A 13,964-nucleotide genomic window follows, 5' to 3' on the forward strand; every position below is an offset into this window, starting at 1 on the left:
GGTGCTGTTCGGCCTTGTTGGCGCAGACTTCGACCGGCTGCGTTGTGATCTCGCAGGGGCGGCCGGTGGCTTGCTTCATGCGCGCCGCAGCTTTGGGACCCTGGGCAAATAACTGAAGATCATGGCCAGCACCTCTGCCTGCCAGCCCCGGAACAGGAAGTGGGCCAGGTATCCGTACCCGGCAGGTACGCTGCAGCACGTAGATGGAGCTAGCGAACAGGGCGTCTCCGCCGAAGGCAAGGCACAGCAGATTGGTGTGAATGGGAGGGACACGTCCGAAGCTGAGCCATGGAATACCGAAGTTCAGTTCGGGCCAGCCCGATTGGGCTGCGATGAGCACTCCCATGCCCATTCCGAGGATGCCCCAGAACAGTGTGGTGAGGGTAAAGCGGCGAACGATCTCGTAGTTGTAGTAGTGGAGGGCAGTCGCAAGGGTAGCCATCATGAATCCGTCTTGCTGAGAATTTCAGGCGTGTCTCTCCTGTCGCTCGAAACGGGCTGTCGTCCGGTTCGCGAGAGCACGGACAGGTTCGTGGGAGAGAGGGCGGAAAGTGTGCGGGATGAAAAAGAATTCGACTAATTAATAATAAATTCAGCTGTGCTCTGTTTTATTGATATCAAGGCTTGGGAGGCGGCCCCCGGCGCAGCGCGTCGGGGCCTACTGGCTGGAGTGGCCCGGTGTTGGGCTGAGACGCATGCTCCATGCCTGATCACCATGCATTTATAGAAATGCACTTATTCAGCAACAAAATTCATGGATGAAATTCTATTGGCGGTAGGCAGTGGCGATGCCACGACGTTCTTCCAGACATTCGGGCGCGCCGAGTTCGAACTCGCGTCAGATCGGCGGGCGCTGTGCGTAGATGGTGCAACGCATGGTGTCGCGATCGAGGGCGATGCACCAGCCGTCGTCCAGACGGCGCATGACCTTGCCGCCCCACTCGTTGGTTTCGATGTAGCGTTGCGGCACACCGGTGTCGCCGAACAGCATCACTTCAAGCTGGCAGCAGCAGGCTGTGCAGGTGCTGCAACTGATCTCGGGAATGGTCGAGGGGATGGTTTCGCTCATGACGCGGTGGTGTACGTCACGCCACGATGATCAGGGATTCCGGCTGCGCAGGCTCTGCTCGTATTGTTCGCGATACAGCTTGGCGAAGCCATGCAGTACCGGCATCACCGCAGCCCAGGTCAGAGCCAGGATGGCCAGGGTCTGCCAGGTGCCGAGCGGCAGGGCGACGCCGGCGATCTTGGTGGTGGCGTAATAGATTAGTGGTGCGCCAAGTGCGCCAAGCAGGCTGCTGCGCCACCAGGGCTGAGCCGTCCAGGCCAGGCAGTGATTGAGGGTGCTGGCCAGCAACAACCAGAGCAAGGCCTGCCACAGAGGGATCAGTTGGCGTGGTTCGTCAAAGTCGAATACCCCCATGTTCAGCAGAAAGCTGTCCAGCGCGCTGCCGGCGAGAAACACGCTGACCAGCAGCTTGCCTTCCGTCGCCCAGCTGCTGACCCACAGCAGGTGCACGCCGATGATCGCTGCCACGAGCAGCAGCCAGGGGCTATCGCCCGCAAACATGCAGACGAGCCAGCCGAGCAGGGACAGGAGGGCATTGATGATCAGCTTAGGCATCGAAGTTTCCTAGCAGTGGTGCAGGGCGTGAGGCCGGTTTGGTCAGCAGCAGTTTTGCGCTGCCAATGGTGCGTTCGAGGAATACACCTTCGCAACAGCAAAGGTAGAAGAGCAGTAGGCGATAGACGTAATCGTCATGGCGTAGTTGCGTCAGGCGCTGGCATGCCTGGCGCAAGTTTTCGTGTCATAAGGTGCAGTACAGATTAGGGTCGGTATGCGAACGCAGCGAGCATTTCTTGCGACGAGAGCAGGGTGCCATCGGCAGCGGTGTAGCGCTGGATGAAATCCAGCGGATTACAGGACAGCTCGTTCAGTACAATGAAGTCACGTGGAAAGTTGCTTATGTCGGACGCTCCCTGGTCGACAGTTTCCTGAACGCCGCCAAAGCGCGTTCGCGTGAGCGCGACAGGTTGACTATCGGCGGTGGATAGTCGGCCGGCGTGGACAGGCCGCAGGGTGCGGAAGGATCGTGGATGTCACGTTTGTTCAGCCTGGTCAGCTCCGGTAGCCACTGGCGAATGAAGTGGCCATCGGGATCAAACTTCTGTGACTGGCTGATCGGATTGAAGATGCGGAAGTAGGGGGCGGCGTCGGTGCCGGTGGAAGCGCTCCACTGCCAGCCGCCGTTGTTCGCGGCCAGGTCACCGTCGATCAGATGGCGCATGAAGAAGCGCTCGCCCTCGCGCCAGTCGATCAGCAGGTTCTTGGTGAGGAACATGGCGACGATCATACGCAGGCGGTTGTGCATCCAGCCGGTTGCCAGCAACTGGCGCATGGCTGCGTCGATGATCGGCAATCCGGTGCGGCCCTGCTGCCAGGCGGCCAGTTCGTCCGGCGCATCACGCCAAGGCAGTGCCTCGGTTTCCGGGCGAAATGCACGATGCCGCGAGACCTGCGGATAACCGACCAGGATGTGCTTGTAGAACTCGCGCCAGAGCAGCTCGTTGATCCAGGCCGCCACGCCCGGGTTGCCGCTGTCGAATTCGCCGTGGTTGGCCGACAGCGCAGCATGCAGGCATTGTCGCGGCGAGAGGATGCCGGCTGCCAGGTAGGCCGATAGCTGGCTGGTGCCCGGTTTAGCGGGGAAGTCGCGTTCGTCCTGGTAGAAAGCCGCCTGCTCGTCGATGAAATTGGCCAGGCGATTCTGTGCGGCTTGCTCGCCTGCCGGCCATAGCTGGCGCAGGCTGTCACTCGGCGGAGCGAAGTCCCTGACGGCTTCCGGCACGATGTCGCTTGCAACGTTCAGCGGCATCTGTGCCCGTAGCCGCCCTGCCTGCGCCGGCAGTGCGTTGTACAGGTGCTCGTAGCAGACCTTGCGAAACTGGCTGTAGACCTGAAAGTAGCTGCCGCTGCGTGTCAGGATGCTGCCCGGCTTGAACAGAACCTGGTCGAGGTGGCTGTGCCAGGCGATGGCTTGCAGCTTGAGGTAGGCACTGACCTGACGATCGCGCAGATTTTCGTTAGCGCCGTATTCCTCGTTGGCATGCACGGAGAAGATGTTGTGCTCCCGGCAGATGTCGGCGATCTGCAGTGGGGCGTCGCTCCAGTCGTGACACTGGCGCACCAGCAGCGGCACATTCAGCGCGGCCAGCGACTTGCTCAGCTCGCACAGATTTCGCAACCAGAAGTCGATCTTGCAGGGCGCATCGTCGTGGCGTTGCCATTGACCAGGCGTGAGCAGGTACAGGGCGATGGTCGGGCCGCGGCTCATCGCCTGACTGAGCGCGGTGTTGTCCTGGATACGCAGGTCACTGCGGAACCACATCAGTTGCCGCATGGTTGAACATCGAGCAGGCCTTGACGTAGCAGCCAGGCGTGTGTGGCGAGCGGATCGTAGGCACACTCCAGGCCAGTCAGGGCCTCGTGATGAATGTGTGTAGCAGGGCCGGCGATCAGTAGTGGCACCGGGCATTGTTCGGCCAGGCGGGGTAAATGGCGCCGCACGAAGCTGCTGTCCAGGGCGTTTTCGGCATAGAGCAGCACGGCGCGTGGTGCTATGTGTTCCAACGCTATGAGCATTTCGTTGGGGGGCAGCGGCCAGTCGAAGACTTGCACCGGGCAATCACTTGAACTGGCCAGCCAGGCGCAGAGCCACAGGCCTGGTTCCATCGGCGCATCCCCCAGATTGATCAGTAGCAGCGGTGCACCGCCGAGCTGGCGATTGCCGTAATAGATGCGGGTGGCCAGCTTGCTGCGTAGCCAGGAGAGGAAAAACACCTGCTCGGCGCGGGCAGCGAATTGCCCCTGCCAGCGCTGGCGCAGATCACCAAGCAGCGGCCATAACAACTGTTCGGCCAGCGTACTGGCCGGGTAGAGTGCCAGCGCCGAGTTGAAACGGTCATCCAGGCGATGCTCGTTAAGCTGAGTGATGCAGCCGAGTATCTCGTGACGCAGGTGCACCCAGTTGTCGTTGTCGCTGACCTGATGCAGTTCGCCGTGATCGAGTAGCGTCTTGACCTGACCAACGGAAACGCCGCGCGCCAGCCAGGCGAGAATGGCGTGAATGCGTTCGACGTTGGCCGCCGAGTAGAGACGATGGCCCTTGGGTGTTCGAAACGGCACGATCAGGCCGTAGCGGCGCTCCCAGGCACGCAGGGTGACAGGGTTGACGCCGGTACGGCGTGCGACTTCACGGATCGGCAGGTAGCCCTTGTCGAGCGCCTGACGGTAATCCTGGCTGGTGTCTTCATCGGCAATGGTTTCTCTGGTCATAGCGTTATAGCGCGTTGCTCGGGGCAAGAGGTTCGGGATGTGGCTGCAGGTAAGCCTGTTCAGCGATGTAGCAATCCGGATGGCGGCGAAAATGGTGTTTGAGCAGTGTCAGTGGTACTGCTAGCGGCACAATGCCCTCGCGGTACTGGCCGATCAGTTGTTTCATTTCCTGCTTCTCGTCAGAGCTGAGAACGCGTTTGAGATAGCCGCTCAGATGCTGCAGCACATTGCTGTGGGTGCTGCGCGTGGCGCATTGCTTCAAGGCGCTCATTAGCTCGCGGAAATAATGCGGCGCCAGTTCGCCGAGATCATGTCGGTTCAGCTCTCCGAGCAGGCGCCCGAGCGACTTGTAGCGCACCGGATCGGTAGCCATCAGCAGGTATTTGTAGCGCGAATGAAAGGCGATCAGTGCGCGGCGTGTCAGACCTTGTTGCAGCAGATGCTGCCACTCGGCGTACGTGTAGACGCGGGTGATGAAGTTCTCGCGCAGCACCGGGTCGTTGAGCCGGCCATCCTCCTCCACCGGCAGATCCGGATGGCGCCTGCAGAAGGCAGCAGCGTAGATGCCGCGGCCAGGTTTGCTCGGCTGTCCGCCTTCCTGGTGCACCTTGACTCGCTCCAGGCCACAGGAGGGCGACTGCTGCATGAATATGTAGCCGCTGATGCCCTGGAGCTCGACTGCCATGCGTTCGGCGTAGGTGGAGAGTGCATTGGTGACATCGCGTGAGTGATCAACGGTGCCGACGGCACGCGGTGCCAGTGGATTACCGACCAGTCGTATCGGCTCGCGCGGTATTGGCATGCCGATACCGACTTCCGGGCAGACAGAGATGAAGTCGAAATATTCGCTCAGGTTGCTGCTGCACAGGCGTGACAGCCTGTGGCCGCCGTTGTAGCGCACCTCCGCGCCCAGCAGGCATGCACTGATGCCCAGTTTGACTTTGCTCGCTCGCATAATTTGGTCTTACAAAGTTGTACATAAGATTAACTTTGTACAGTTTTTTCATCATAGGGAGCTTCTTGTGCAAGTACAAATGTTATGTACAACATTTGTATCGATTTTTGCATGCGACCGTCAGTGGCCAGGCGGATGACCCTATTGCAGAAGCGGTGGAAAATGGGGGCGTGCCAGCCCAGCAGCCAGTGCTAGCTGTCTTGCAGTTGACGCCAGTCGAGCTTGACTGAGCACTGTCTGAAGCTTGATGCCGAGGATCTTGTTGGCGTTGTCGCGGATCGGCGCGGTAGCCGGGAAGCGGCGTTCACGATTCTCCGGGCAGGCTGCCGTCCACTTCGACAGCAGCAGCCTGCGCGGGTGTGCACGGCGTTTGCCGGATGCTACGTCATTGCAGGTGTTCAAGCAGGCGGCGCGCGGCCTCCTGGCCGCTGAGCCAGGCACCTTCAACACGACCGGATAGGCACCAGTCGCCACAGGCATACAGGCCTAGATCTGCGTCGGCCAGCGCGCCCCATTGGTGCGACTGCGCGGGACGAGCGTAGAGCCAGCGGTGGGCGAGTGTGAAACTCGGTGGCGGAACCGCGCAGCCAATCAGTTCAGCAAAAGCTCCATGTAGTTGCTCGATCACGGCCTCTCCGGACAGATCCAGATGCTGCCGGCTCCAGGCACTGCTGGCGTGCAGCACCCAAGTATCAAGCTGTTTGTTGCGGCCGGGTTTGCTGTGGTTGCGGGCCAGCCAATCGAGCGAGCTGTCCTGCACGAAGCAGCCCTCCACGCGTGTGTCCAGTGCGCTGTTGAAACCAAGTGCCACGGACCAGGTCGGTTCCATGGCTACGCTGGCAGCGGCTCCGGCCAGTTTTGGGGCTGCCGCCAGCAAGGAGGTGGCTTGCGGTGCGGGGATGGCAATGATGACCTGACTGTAGGGGCCGTAGCTGTTGCCGTCCGCATCCAGTAGGTTCCAGTAGCGGTCGCCGCGGAACACTTCGGTGATGCGGCAGTTGAAACGGGCCGGCAGAGTGTCGAGCATGGCGTGGGTGATGGCGCTCATGTGCGGGATGCCTACCCAGCGTACCTGTTCGTCTGGTGATGTGCTCAGTTGTCCGTCCTGGGCGTTGTACAGGCTCGGCTGCCACTGCGTGACCCAGCCGCGAGTCTGCCATTGCTGCACGACTTCGACGAAGCGTCGGTCGCGTGCGGTGAAGTATTGCGCACCGAGATCCAGGCTGCCGGCTTCACTGCGTTTGCTTGCCATGCGCCCGCCGCTACCGCGACTCTTGTCGAACAGTTCAATGCTCTGGCCTGCCGCATGCAGTACCTGGGCTGCCGAAAGTCCTGCGATGCCGGTGCCAATGACGGCGATGGGGGGCATGATTACCTCGTCAGCGCACAATGCCGTACAGGCTAAATTTTGGACAAAAGCTGTACAAGAATGTTTTCATGTACAGCTGTAGCCGAAAGTTGCGTTCCCTTGTTCTAGGTTTAGGACAAAGGTGGCAATCGATAAAGGCGTGTGGCGTTATGTACCAGCCGAGTGACTTCGGCGCCGTTGAGGTGAATATCCCTTGCATTGCCAAGCGAGGACGATGTCATGCACATCCTGCTGACCGGCGGTACTGGGCTGATCGGTCGGGCGCTTTGTGTCCATTGGATCGAGCGGGGCCATCGGCTGACTGTCTGGAGTCGTGAGCCAGGCAAAGTTGCGCGCCTCTGTGGTGTCAGTGTACGCGGTATTGCCCGGCTCGACGAACTGGCTGAGGATTCTGTGGATGCGGTGATCAACCTGGCTGGCGCGCCGATTGCCGACAGGCCGTGGAGCAGCAAGCGCAAGGGGCTGCTGTGGTCCAGCCGTATCGGTTTGACCGAACAGCTGCTGAGCTGGTTGCAGGCACGAACGCAACCTCCGGCAGTGCTGATATCCGGCTCAGCGGTGGGCTGGTATGGCAATGGTGGTGAGAGGGAACTGAGCGAAAGCACAGCGCCGGTAACCGACGATTTCGCTGCTCGGCTTTGTGGTGCCTGGGAGGAGACTGCACTACGCGCCGAAGCACTGGGCGTCCGTGTGGTGCGGTTGCGCACAGGGCTGGTACTGAGTTCCGACGGCGGCATGCTCAAGCGCCTGCTGCTGCCGTTCAGGCTGGGGTTGGGCGGTCGACTCGGCAATGGCCGGCAGTGGATGTCGTGGATTCACATTGCCGATCAAATCGCCCTGATCGATTTTCTCTTGCAGCAGAGTGATGCTCGCGGTCCTTATAATGCCTGCGCGCCCACGCCGGTGCGCAATGCCGAATTCAGTAAGGCGCTTGGGCAGGTACTGAGTCGGCCCACACTGTTGCCGTCGCCGGGGTTTGTTCTGCGTGCCGCGCTCGGGGAAATGTCCGAGTTGTTGCTGGGCGGTCAGCGTGCCGTGCCGACTCGCTTGCTGGAGGCAGGCTTCAGCTTTCGTTTTACCCATCTGGATGTGGCTCTGGTGGATTTGCTGAGCCATCACTGACTAGGATTTTCCATGACCGATCACGCCCTGCTACTGGTTAACCTCGGCTCGCCAGCCTCCACCGAGGTGGCTGACGTCCGCCGTTACCTGAATCAGTTTCTGATGGATCCTTATGTGGTCGATCTGCCCTGGCCGCTGCGCCGCCTGCTGGTATCGATGATCCTGATCCGGCGGCCGGCTGCGTCGGCGCATGCCTATGCTTCCATCTGGTGGGACGAAGGTTCGCCGCTGATCGTACTCGGTCGCCGTTTGCAGGAAGCGATGCGGGAGCAGTGGCAGCACGGGCCGGTGGAGCTGGCGATGCGCTATGGAGAGCCGTCCATCGAGTCGGCGGTACGCCGCCTGGCCGCTCAGGGAGTACGGGAAGTTACCCTGGCGCCGCTGTATCCGCACTTTGCTGACAGCACCACGACCACCGTGATCGAGGCAGCCCGGCAAGCATTGCGCGAGCATGCGCCGGGATTGCGCCTGTCGATCCTGTCGCCGTTCTGGGAGCAGGCGGAATACCTTGATGCACTGGTGGCCAGTGCCAAACCTTATCTGGAGCAGGGTTTCGATCACCTGCTGCTGAGCTTTCATGGTCTGCCGGAGCGCCACCTGCACAAGCGCGATGCCAGCGGCCACTGTCTGAAGGGTGAGGATTGCTGTCGACGTGCCGATGCCACCGTGCTTGAGCACTGCTATCGGGCACAGTGTCTGCGCAGTGCCGAGCTGTTCGCTGAGCGTATGGGGTTACGTCCCGATCAGTGGTCCGTAAGCTTCCAGTCGCGTCTGGGCAAGGCCAAGTGGATTGAGCCCTATACAGAGAATCGCCTCGATGAACTGGCTGCGCAGGGTGTGAAGAAGTTGCTGGTAATGTGTCCTGCCTTCGTTGCCGACTGCATTGAAACGCTGGAGGAAATCGGCCTGCGCGGTTGTGAGCAGTTCATCGAAGCCGGTGGGGAGAGCCTGCAGTTGGTGCCCTGCCTAAACGACCATCCGCAATGGGTGGCTGCCCTGGCGGCGCTCTGCGAGCGGGCGCCGCGGCAGGCCTGATGCTTTATCTGCCCGACAGCGGAATGTCGCACGGGCATTCCCGCCAATGCCCGTGCCTGGGGCAGCGTCTTCATCCTGATAGTGGCCTGCGTCCTGTCGCTCGTTGATCGGTAGATTCCCAATCTGCTGGTTACCTGTTTGCTGGTAATGGTTTCCATCGTGCCGCTGGTCAAGAGCCGCAGTTCCTATCGCAAGAGTCTCAAACGACTGGAACAGTGATATGAGCCCGCATGAACTATTTGATAGATGCGGGTCATAGGGAAACTTTTGCGCTTTAATGAGGCTGCTGGACAAAGCGGGTGCCATGCTGATGGTCTGCTTGGAAGGGAAACTCGGGATGGACGATGGAAGAATGTCTGGAGCCAAGGGCGGGCATACAAGGAGAATAGGCTGCAGCCGCTGGCTGTGGCTCGGACTGGTGACGCTGTTGGTCGGCTGCAGTGGTCGGTTGGATAACGACACCATTGTGCACTCGCGCAATCCGGTGAAACCGGGCGAGTTACTGCAAACAGACGTAGATCGTATGGCGACGTTGGCCATGCGCAACAACCTCAACAGCCTCTACCGGCTGATGAACAAGCTCTATCAGCGCAATCCGCGTGAGTGGCGCAAGAGCGGCATGCCGGATCGCGCCGCCGCAGAACGGGCGATTCATCATGCCATCGAGAACAACCAGGACTGGCCGACCCTGGGCGGCCGGCGCGATATTGCGGCATTGGACTATGCGCTGAGTCCCGGTTTTCAGGGAGACCGGGTGGCGGCCTTCACTTACGCACTGGGCAGTATGTTGGTGACGGCCCATGGCGGACGCACCGAGTTCTACCTGACCGACAGCTTTAACGCCGAGTTTATCCACAATGCCGCGCGCAACCTGGAGAAGGCTGCCTGGATGCTGGGCCAGCGGCGCGATGCCGAGGGCCGGCTGCTGCTGCTGTCCAACGAAGTTTCCGAGCAGGGCAGCAACCTCAGCTATGCGGTGGAGTTCGGCAAGATAGTGGCGCGGCTCGATTTGCTCACCCATGTATTGGAGGAGCGTTATCGGCGCATGGGGGCCAACTATGCGCAAAGTCTGTTGCTATTGAACTTTTTGCCGGTTCAGTAGGCTTTCAGCGCGTCCAGCGCTGCTCGATGGCATTCAGCGTGCCGTTGCTGCGTAGGCGTGCAAGAGCCTCGGCAAACAGGCGTGCGCGTTCTTTATCTCCCTTGGCGAAGGCAACAAAGCGCTGCATCTCGGTCAGTGGGCGTGGCAGGATGCGTACCTGCTCCAGGGCACGCTGCTCGTGGATGAAATGCAGCAGTTGCAGGCGATCGCCGACAATTACGTCGATGCGTCCGGCCAGTAGCATCGAAACCAGCTGACGTGGATTGTGCGCGCTGCTGTCTCGGGCCAGTTCGGTGCTGTCGAAAACTTCCTCATAGGCATAGCCACGTACCTGGCCGATCACGTAGGGAGTCAGGTCTTCCAGGCTTTGCCAGTCTTTCAGGAGGGTTCTGTTACTGCTCATGAATACGGTCGAGCCGCTGCGCAGCGGGCCGACCAAGTCGTACTGCTGCCGGCGCAGCGGGGTATCGGCGAACTGGAAGGCCATGTCCACTTCGCCGCGGTCGAGCATGCGCTTGACCCGCTGCCAGGGGTACAGGCGTATCACGTACGGCACCCCGGCTTCCTTCAACACTGCTTCGACTAGCTCGACATCCAGCCCTCGGGGGATGTCGTCCATGCCGCTGACGAAACTGTAGGGAGCAAACTGCTCGTCACCCGCCACCTGCCAGGCTTCGGCGGCGGCGACGCTGGAAAGAACCAGCAGGACGAACAGTAGGTAACGCATATCGTTTTCCTCGCAAGGGATGTCATCAGGCTAGCTGACATTTACCCGGAGGAAAGTCGACGAATGCATCAGACCTTGCGGACAAACTCAGACTTGAGCTTCATGGCGCCGATTCCATCGATTTTGCAGTCGATATCGTGGTCGCCGTCGACCAGGCGGATATTTTTCACCTTGGTGCCAACCTTGACCACCAGTGAAGAGCCCTTGACCTTGAGATCCTTGATGACGGTAACAGTGTCGCCATCCTGCAGCAGGTTGCCTACCGAGTCCTTGATAACACGCACATCGTCCTGCGCATCGGCACTTTCGCCTGCGCTCCACTCATGCGCGCACTCGGGGCAGATCAGGTGACCGCCGTCTTCGTAGGTGTATTCGGAGTTGCATTTGGGGCAGGGGGGCAGGCTGGTCAAGGCGAGTCCTCAGTTGTTGGATTAAAACCGCAGATTGTATAGGGTTTTGCCGCGCCAGGCTGCAGCCCGATAGGTTTGCTGTTTAGGTAGGTGTTTAAAATATTGGACCCTTCAGGATGAGGCAGAAAAGAGGGACAGATAAAGCAGCGTTTATACGGGTGGTTCCGGCTATTGATGACGGAAAATCTGATATCTAACTTCTGAAATGTTTGACATATTTTACGGCTCGGGCAGACTGGGGGCAGATCTCGTTGCCGAATCGGGTGCCGGGCAATGCGTGTTCAGCCCGCTCCAGGGAGGGGGTGGCCCGGTTCGAGCCGCCGTCGGAAGGTGGTACCTCGGCTCTGGAGCGGCCAGGGTGCACGGGGTTAGCCAAACAGTTGATCCGAGACGGCAGGCGTACCGCCGGCTGCCGTCGGAAGACTGCACAGCAACGATAGGCCCGGCCTGTCTCAAGGTGACGTATGTCCGACAACAAGAATCGCAATACCCCCCGCAAACCCGTTGTATTGATGTCCATGGGCGCTCAGGAGCGCAAAGGGCATGACTATCAGGTGATGACTCACAAATACATCCGTCCTCTGGTGGAGTTCTCCGGCTGCGTGCCGGTGCTGGTACCCACCTGCTGCGGCACGGATGATCTGCAGCAGTATCTGGATATGGCTGACGGCGTGTACCTGACCGGTGCCGGCAGCAACATTGATCCGGCCCTATACGGACAGGAAAACCAGACCCCGGGTAAGGCTCAGGATCGCGACCGCGATCTGTTCGACTTGCCGCTCATTCGTGCCGCCATTGAGCGTGGCCTGCCGCTGTTCGGCATCTGCCGAGGGTTGCAGGAAATCAATGTGGCGCTCGGTGGCGACATCTACCAGAAGGTGTATGCCGAGCCCGGCTTCAATGACCACCGGGAGAACCCGGACGATCCGGTAGAGGTGCAGTATGCGCCACGCCATAGCGTGCGTCCTGTGCCCGGCAGTTGGTTTGCCGAACTGCTTGGCCAGGAGGAGATCAGGGTCAACTCCCTGCACGGCCAGGCAATCCGTACGCTGGGTAAGGGGCTGGAAGTCCTGGCTACTGCCGAGGATGGCCTGATCGAGGCGATTCATGCGCCAAGTCTGTCGTCCTTCCTGCTTGCAGTGCAGTGGCACCCGGAGTGGCAGGCGGCACAGAACCCCGATTCGATCAAAATCTTCCAGGCCTTCGGCGAGGCCTGCCGTCGCCAGGCGGAAAAGCGCGACGCTTGCTGAAGTATGGCAGGAGCAGCGGCGCCTTTCCTGTAGCTCTTAGGGCGTCGGCTCGGTACGGTAGGGGCTGGTCGTGGTGGGCCAGTCGAGCGTGCCGCTGCTGCTGAAGCGGTGTGTGGAGAACAGCCCACCGGCCAGCTTGCCATGCAAGGCATATGGCAGCGGCTGGCCCGGACGGTAGCCAGCCGCGCCCCAGGCCTGGCGCAGCACCGAAAACGCCGAGATGCTCAGCGGTACGCTGAGAACGGTTTCTCCGAAACGTGGCACGCTGCCGCCCTGATCACTGACGCCGCTGGCCAGCGGCTGACCATTGACCTCCAGATTCAGCGCCACTCCAGTGAAGCGGGCGGCGCTGTCATTGGGGTTTTGCACCCGCAGTTTTACTGCGAAGCGTGCCTCCAGGCCTTGTCCGGGCAGTGGCTCCAGACCAACCAGATCGACCCGCAAAGGGTCGCGGCCGGTCAGGCTGGTGCAGGCGCACAGACTGGCGAACAGTAGCAGGCAGGAGCCGAAACGAAGCAATCGAGGCATGACGAGTTTCCCGGCGGGTCGATGATGGGAGGATAGACCGCCGCATCGGTCATTAGCTCCCTGCGCGCTGCCGCTGTTTCAGCACCAGGGCGATGCCGCCAAGGATCGCGATGCTACCCAGCAACAGACGCAGTGTCAGTTCTTCATCCAGCAGCAGGCTGCCGCCGAGCAGGGCAATGGCCGGCACACTCAGTTGTACCGTGGCAGCCTGGCTGGCGCGTAGTCCGGGCAGGGCGCTGTACCAGATGGCATAGCCGATGCCGGAAGTGAGCGCGCCCGAAAGTATGGCGTAGAACAGACCGGGTTCGTCCCACTCCAAGCGTGACAGCAGAGTCAGGACAAGCAGCATGGCCAGTGGAGTGGCTCGCAGGAAATTGCCGGTGGTAACGGCCAGTGCTTCACCCTGGTTGCGGCCGAGCAGGGAGTAGGCGCCCCAGGCCACGCCAGCCACTAGCATCAGCAGGGCGGCTGTCGGTGGAGGGGTGTCGGTACCTGGCAACAGCAGGACAAGCAGGCCGGCGCTGGCCAGCAGGGTGCCGGCGACACCGGGAAGATTCAGTCGTTCGCCCTGGTACAGCCCCCACAGCAGCATGCTCAGTTGTACTGCGCCGAACAGCAGCAAGGCGCCAGCGCCGGCATCCAGTTGCAGGTAAGCGAACGAGAAGCAGGCTGCATAGGTGAACAGTGCGCCGGCGCCGGCCCAGCTGCCGGCCATCGCCGCTCGTGGCTGGCGCATCCGAAGCAGCAGGCAAAGCATCAGTGCACCGGAAAGCAGGCGGACGGCGGTGAAGCTGGCGGCGTCTATGGCGGTTTCCCGTAGCGCCAGGCGACAGAGTAGCGAATTGCCGGCAAAGGCGAGCATGGTCAGGGCGGTAAGCAGCAGGGTGCGGGAGGTCATCATCCATCCTGAGGTGGAGGTCCGGAGATGGGATTGAGCTAAGCACAGTCGTTGAGTGAAATGGATAGGAAGAAGGTCTCACACGGCTTCTGCTTTGGTTGCGCTGCAGTGCCGTGAGCCGGAGTAGGGAGAGGAAGGGCGGGGCTGGTAGCCCCGCCCGGGGCGCCTGCCGGGTAGGCGGGCGCAGACCGCAAAGGTCGCAGGAGAAGGGCATGGTGCCGGGCGGGTAACC

At 60.9% G+C, this 13,964-nt stretch carries 13 protein-coding genes and 4 pseudogenes; 4 read left to right on the forward strand and 13 right to left on the reverse strand.

Going from position 1 to position 13,964, the window contains the following annotated elements:
- Positions 1–108: 108 nt before the first annotated feature.
- The 9 genes and pseudogenes from NCCP436_RS02495 to NCCP436_RS02530 form a co-directional block, all read right to left on the reverse strand.
- A pseudogene (locus NCCP436_RS02495) lies at positions 109–445 on the reverse strand (cbb3-type cytochrome c oxidase subunit I); the annotation flags it as partial.
- Positions 446–766: 321 nt separating this feature from the next.
- A pseudogene (locus tag NCCP436_RS02500) lies at positions 767–1,069 on the reverse strand (YkgJ family cysteine cluster protein).
- A gap of 30 nt (positions 1,070–1,099) precedes the next feature.
- Entirely contained in the window at positions 1,100–1,624 is a 525-nt protein-coding gene (locus NCCP436_RS02505) for a DUF2878 domain-containing protein (protein WP_220802215.1), read from the reverse strand.
- Positions 1,617–1,808 (reverse strand): annotated as a pseudogene (locus tag NCCP436_RS02510) (SAM-dependent methyltransferase); the annotation flags it as partial. The pseudogene NCCP436_RS02510 and the gene NCCP436_RS02505, both read right to left, overlap by 8 nt.
- A gap of 156 nt (positions 1,809–1,964) precedes the next feature.
- Positions 1,965–3,401, reverse strand: a complete 1,437-nt coding sequence (gene phrB, locus NCCP436_RS02515) for a deoxyribodipyrimidine photo-lyase (RefSeq protein ID WP_220802217.1) — start codon at positions 3,399–3,401, stop codon at positions 1,965–1,967.
- Positions 3,389–4,336, reverse strand: coding sequence for a MerR family transcriptional regulator (locus NCCP436_RS02520; RefSeq protein ID WP_220802218.1), 948 nt, complete (start codon positions 4,334–4,336; stop codon positions 3,389–3,391). Before NCCP436_RS02520 ends, phrB begins: the two co-directional genes overlap by 13 nt.
- 4 nt (positions 4,337–4,340) lie before the next feature.
- Positions 4,341–5,291: a DUF523 and DUF1722 domain-containing protein gene (locus tag NCCP436_RS02525; RefSeq protein WP_220802219.1), complete on the reverse strand. Its 951-nt coding sequence runs from the start codon at positions 5,289–5,291 to the stop codon at positions 4,341–4,343.
- Between the two features lie 191 nt (positions 5,292–5,482).
- Positions 5,483–5,693, reverse strand: a pseudogene (locus tag NCCP436_RS17590) (TIGR02450 family Trp-rich protein).
- Entirely contained in the window at positions 5,677–6,663 is a 987-nt protein-coding gene (locus NCCP436_RS02530) for an NAD(P)/FAD-dependent oxidoreductase (protein ID WP_220802496.1), read from the reverse strand. The pseudogene NCCP436_RS17590 and the gene NCCP436_RS02530 overlap by 17 nt, the downstream one beginning before the upstream one ends.
- A 216-nt stretch (positions 6,664–6,879) precedes the next feature.
- Here NCCP436_RS02530 and NCCP436_RS02535 point away from each other — a divergent pair, with 216 nt between their 5' ends.
- From NCCP436_RS02535 to NCCP436_RS02545, 3 genes are all read left to right on the forward strand, one after another.
- Positions 6,880–7,782, forward strand: a complete 903-nt coding sequence (locus NCCP436_RS02535) for a TIGR01777 family oxidoreductase (RefSeq protein ID WP_220802220.1) — start codon at positions 6,880–6,882, stop codon at positions 7,780–7,782.
- Positions 7,783–7,794: 12 nt separating this feature from the next.
- Positions 7,795–8,817 (forward strand): ferrochelatase, encoded by a 1,023-nt coding sequence (locus NCCP436_RS02540; RefSeq protein ID WP_220802221.1) that lies wholly within the window; start codon positions 7,795–7,797, stop codon positions 8,815–8,817.
- Between the two features lie 352 nt (positions 8,818–9,169).
- Positions 9,170–9,919, forward strand: a complete 750-nt coding sequence (locus tag NCCP436_RS02545) for a hypothetical protein (RefSeq protein ID WP_259651437.1) — start codon at positions 9,170–9,172, stop codon at positions 9,917–9,919.
- A 4-nt stretch (positions 9,920–9,923) separates the two neighbouring features.
- Here NCCP436_RS02545 and NCCP436_RS02550 read toward each other — a convergent pair whose 3' ends face one another.
- Both NCCP436_RS02550 and NCCP436_RS02555 read right to left on the reverse strand, forming a co-directional pair.
- On the reverse strand, positions 9,924–10,646 hold the full coding sequence (locus NCCP436_RS02550) for an ABC transporter substrate-binding protein (RefSeq protein ID WP_220802222.1): 723 nt from the start codon (positions 10,644–10,646) through the stop codon (positions 9,924–9,926).
- 68 nt (positions 10,647–10,714) lie between these two features.
- Positions 10,715–11,056 carry a zinc ribbon domain-containing protein YjdM gene (locus tag NCCP436_RS02555; protein WP_220802223.1) on the reverse strand — a complete coding sequence of 114 codons (342 nt, stop codon included), beginning with the start codon at positions 11,054–11,056 and terminating at the stop codon, positions 10,715–10,717.
- A 464-nt stretch (positions 11,057–11,520) separates the two neighbouring features.
- Here NCCP436_RS02555 and NCCP436_RS02560 point away from each other — a divergent pair, with 464 nt between their 5' ends.
- Positions 11,521–12,306 (forward strand): gamma-glutamyl-gamma-aminobutyrate hydrolase family protein, encoded by a 786-nt coding sequence (locus tag NCCP436_RS02560; protein ID WP_220802224.1) that lies wholly within the window; start codon positions 11,521–11,523, stop codon positions 12,304–12,306.
- Positions 12,307–12,342: 36 nt separating this feature from the next.
- Here the strand turns inward: NCCP436_RS02560 and NCCP436_RS02565 are convergent, their stop codons facing one another.
- Together NCCP436_RS02565 and NCCP436_RS02570 are read right to left on the reverse strand one after the other, a co-directional pair.
- Positions 12,343–12,834 (reverse strand): LEA type 2 family protein, encoded by a 492-nt coding sequence (locus tag NCCP436_RS02565; RefSeq protein WP_220802225.1) that lies wholly within the window; start codon positions 12,832–12,834, stop codon positions 12,343–12,345.
- A 52-nt stretch (positions 12,835–12,886) separates the two neighbouring features.
- Positions 12,887–13,732: a DMT family transporter gene (locus NCCP436_RS02570; protein WP_220802226.1), complete on the reverse strand. Its 846-nt coding sequence runs from the start codon at positions 13,730–13,732 to the stop codon at positions 12,887–12,889.
- Between the last annotated feature and the right edge of the window lie 232 nt (positions 13,733–13,964).

The sequence above is a fragment of the Pseudomonas sp. NCCP-436 genome (assembly GCF_019656335.1).
GTDB lineage: Bacteria > Pseudomonadota > Gammaproteobacteria > Pseudomonadales > Pseudomonadaceae > Aquipseudomonas.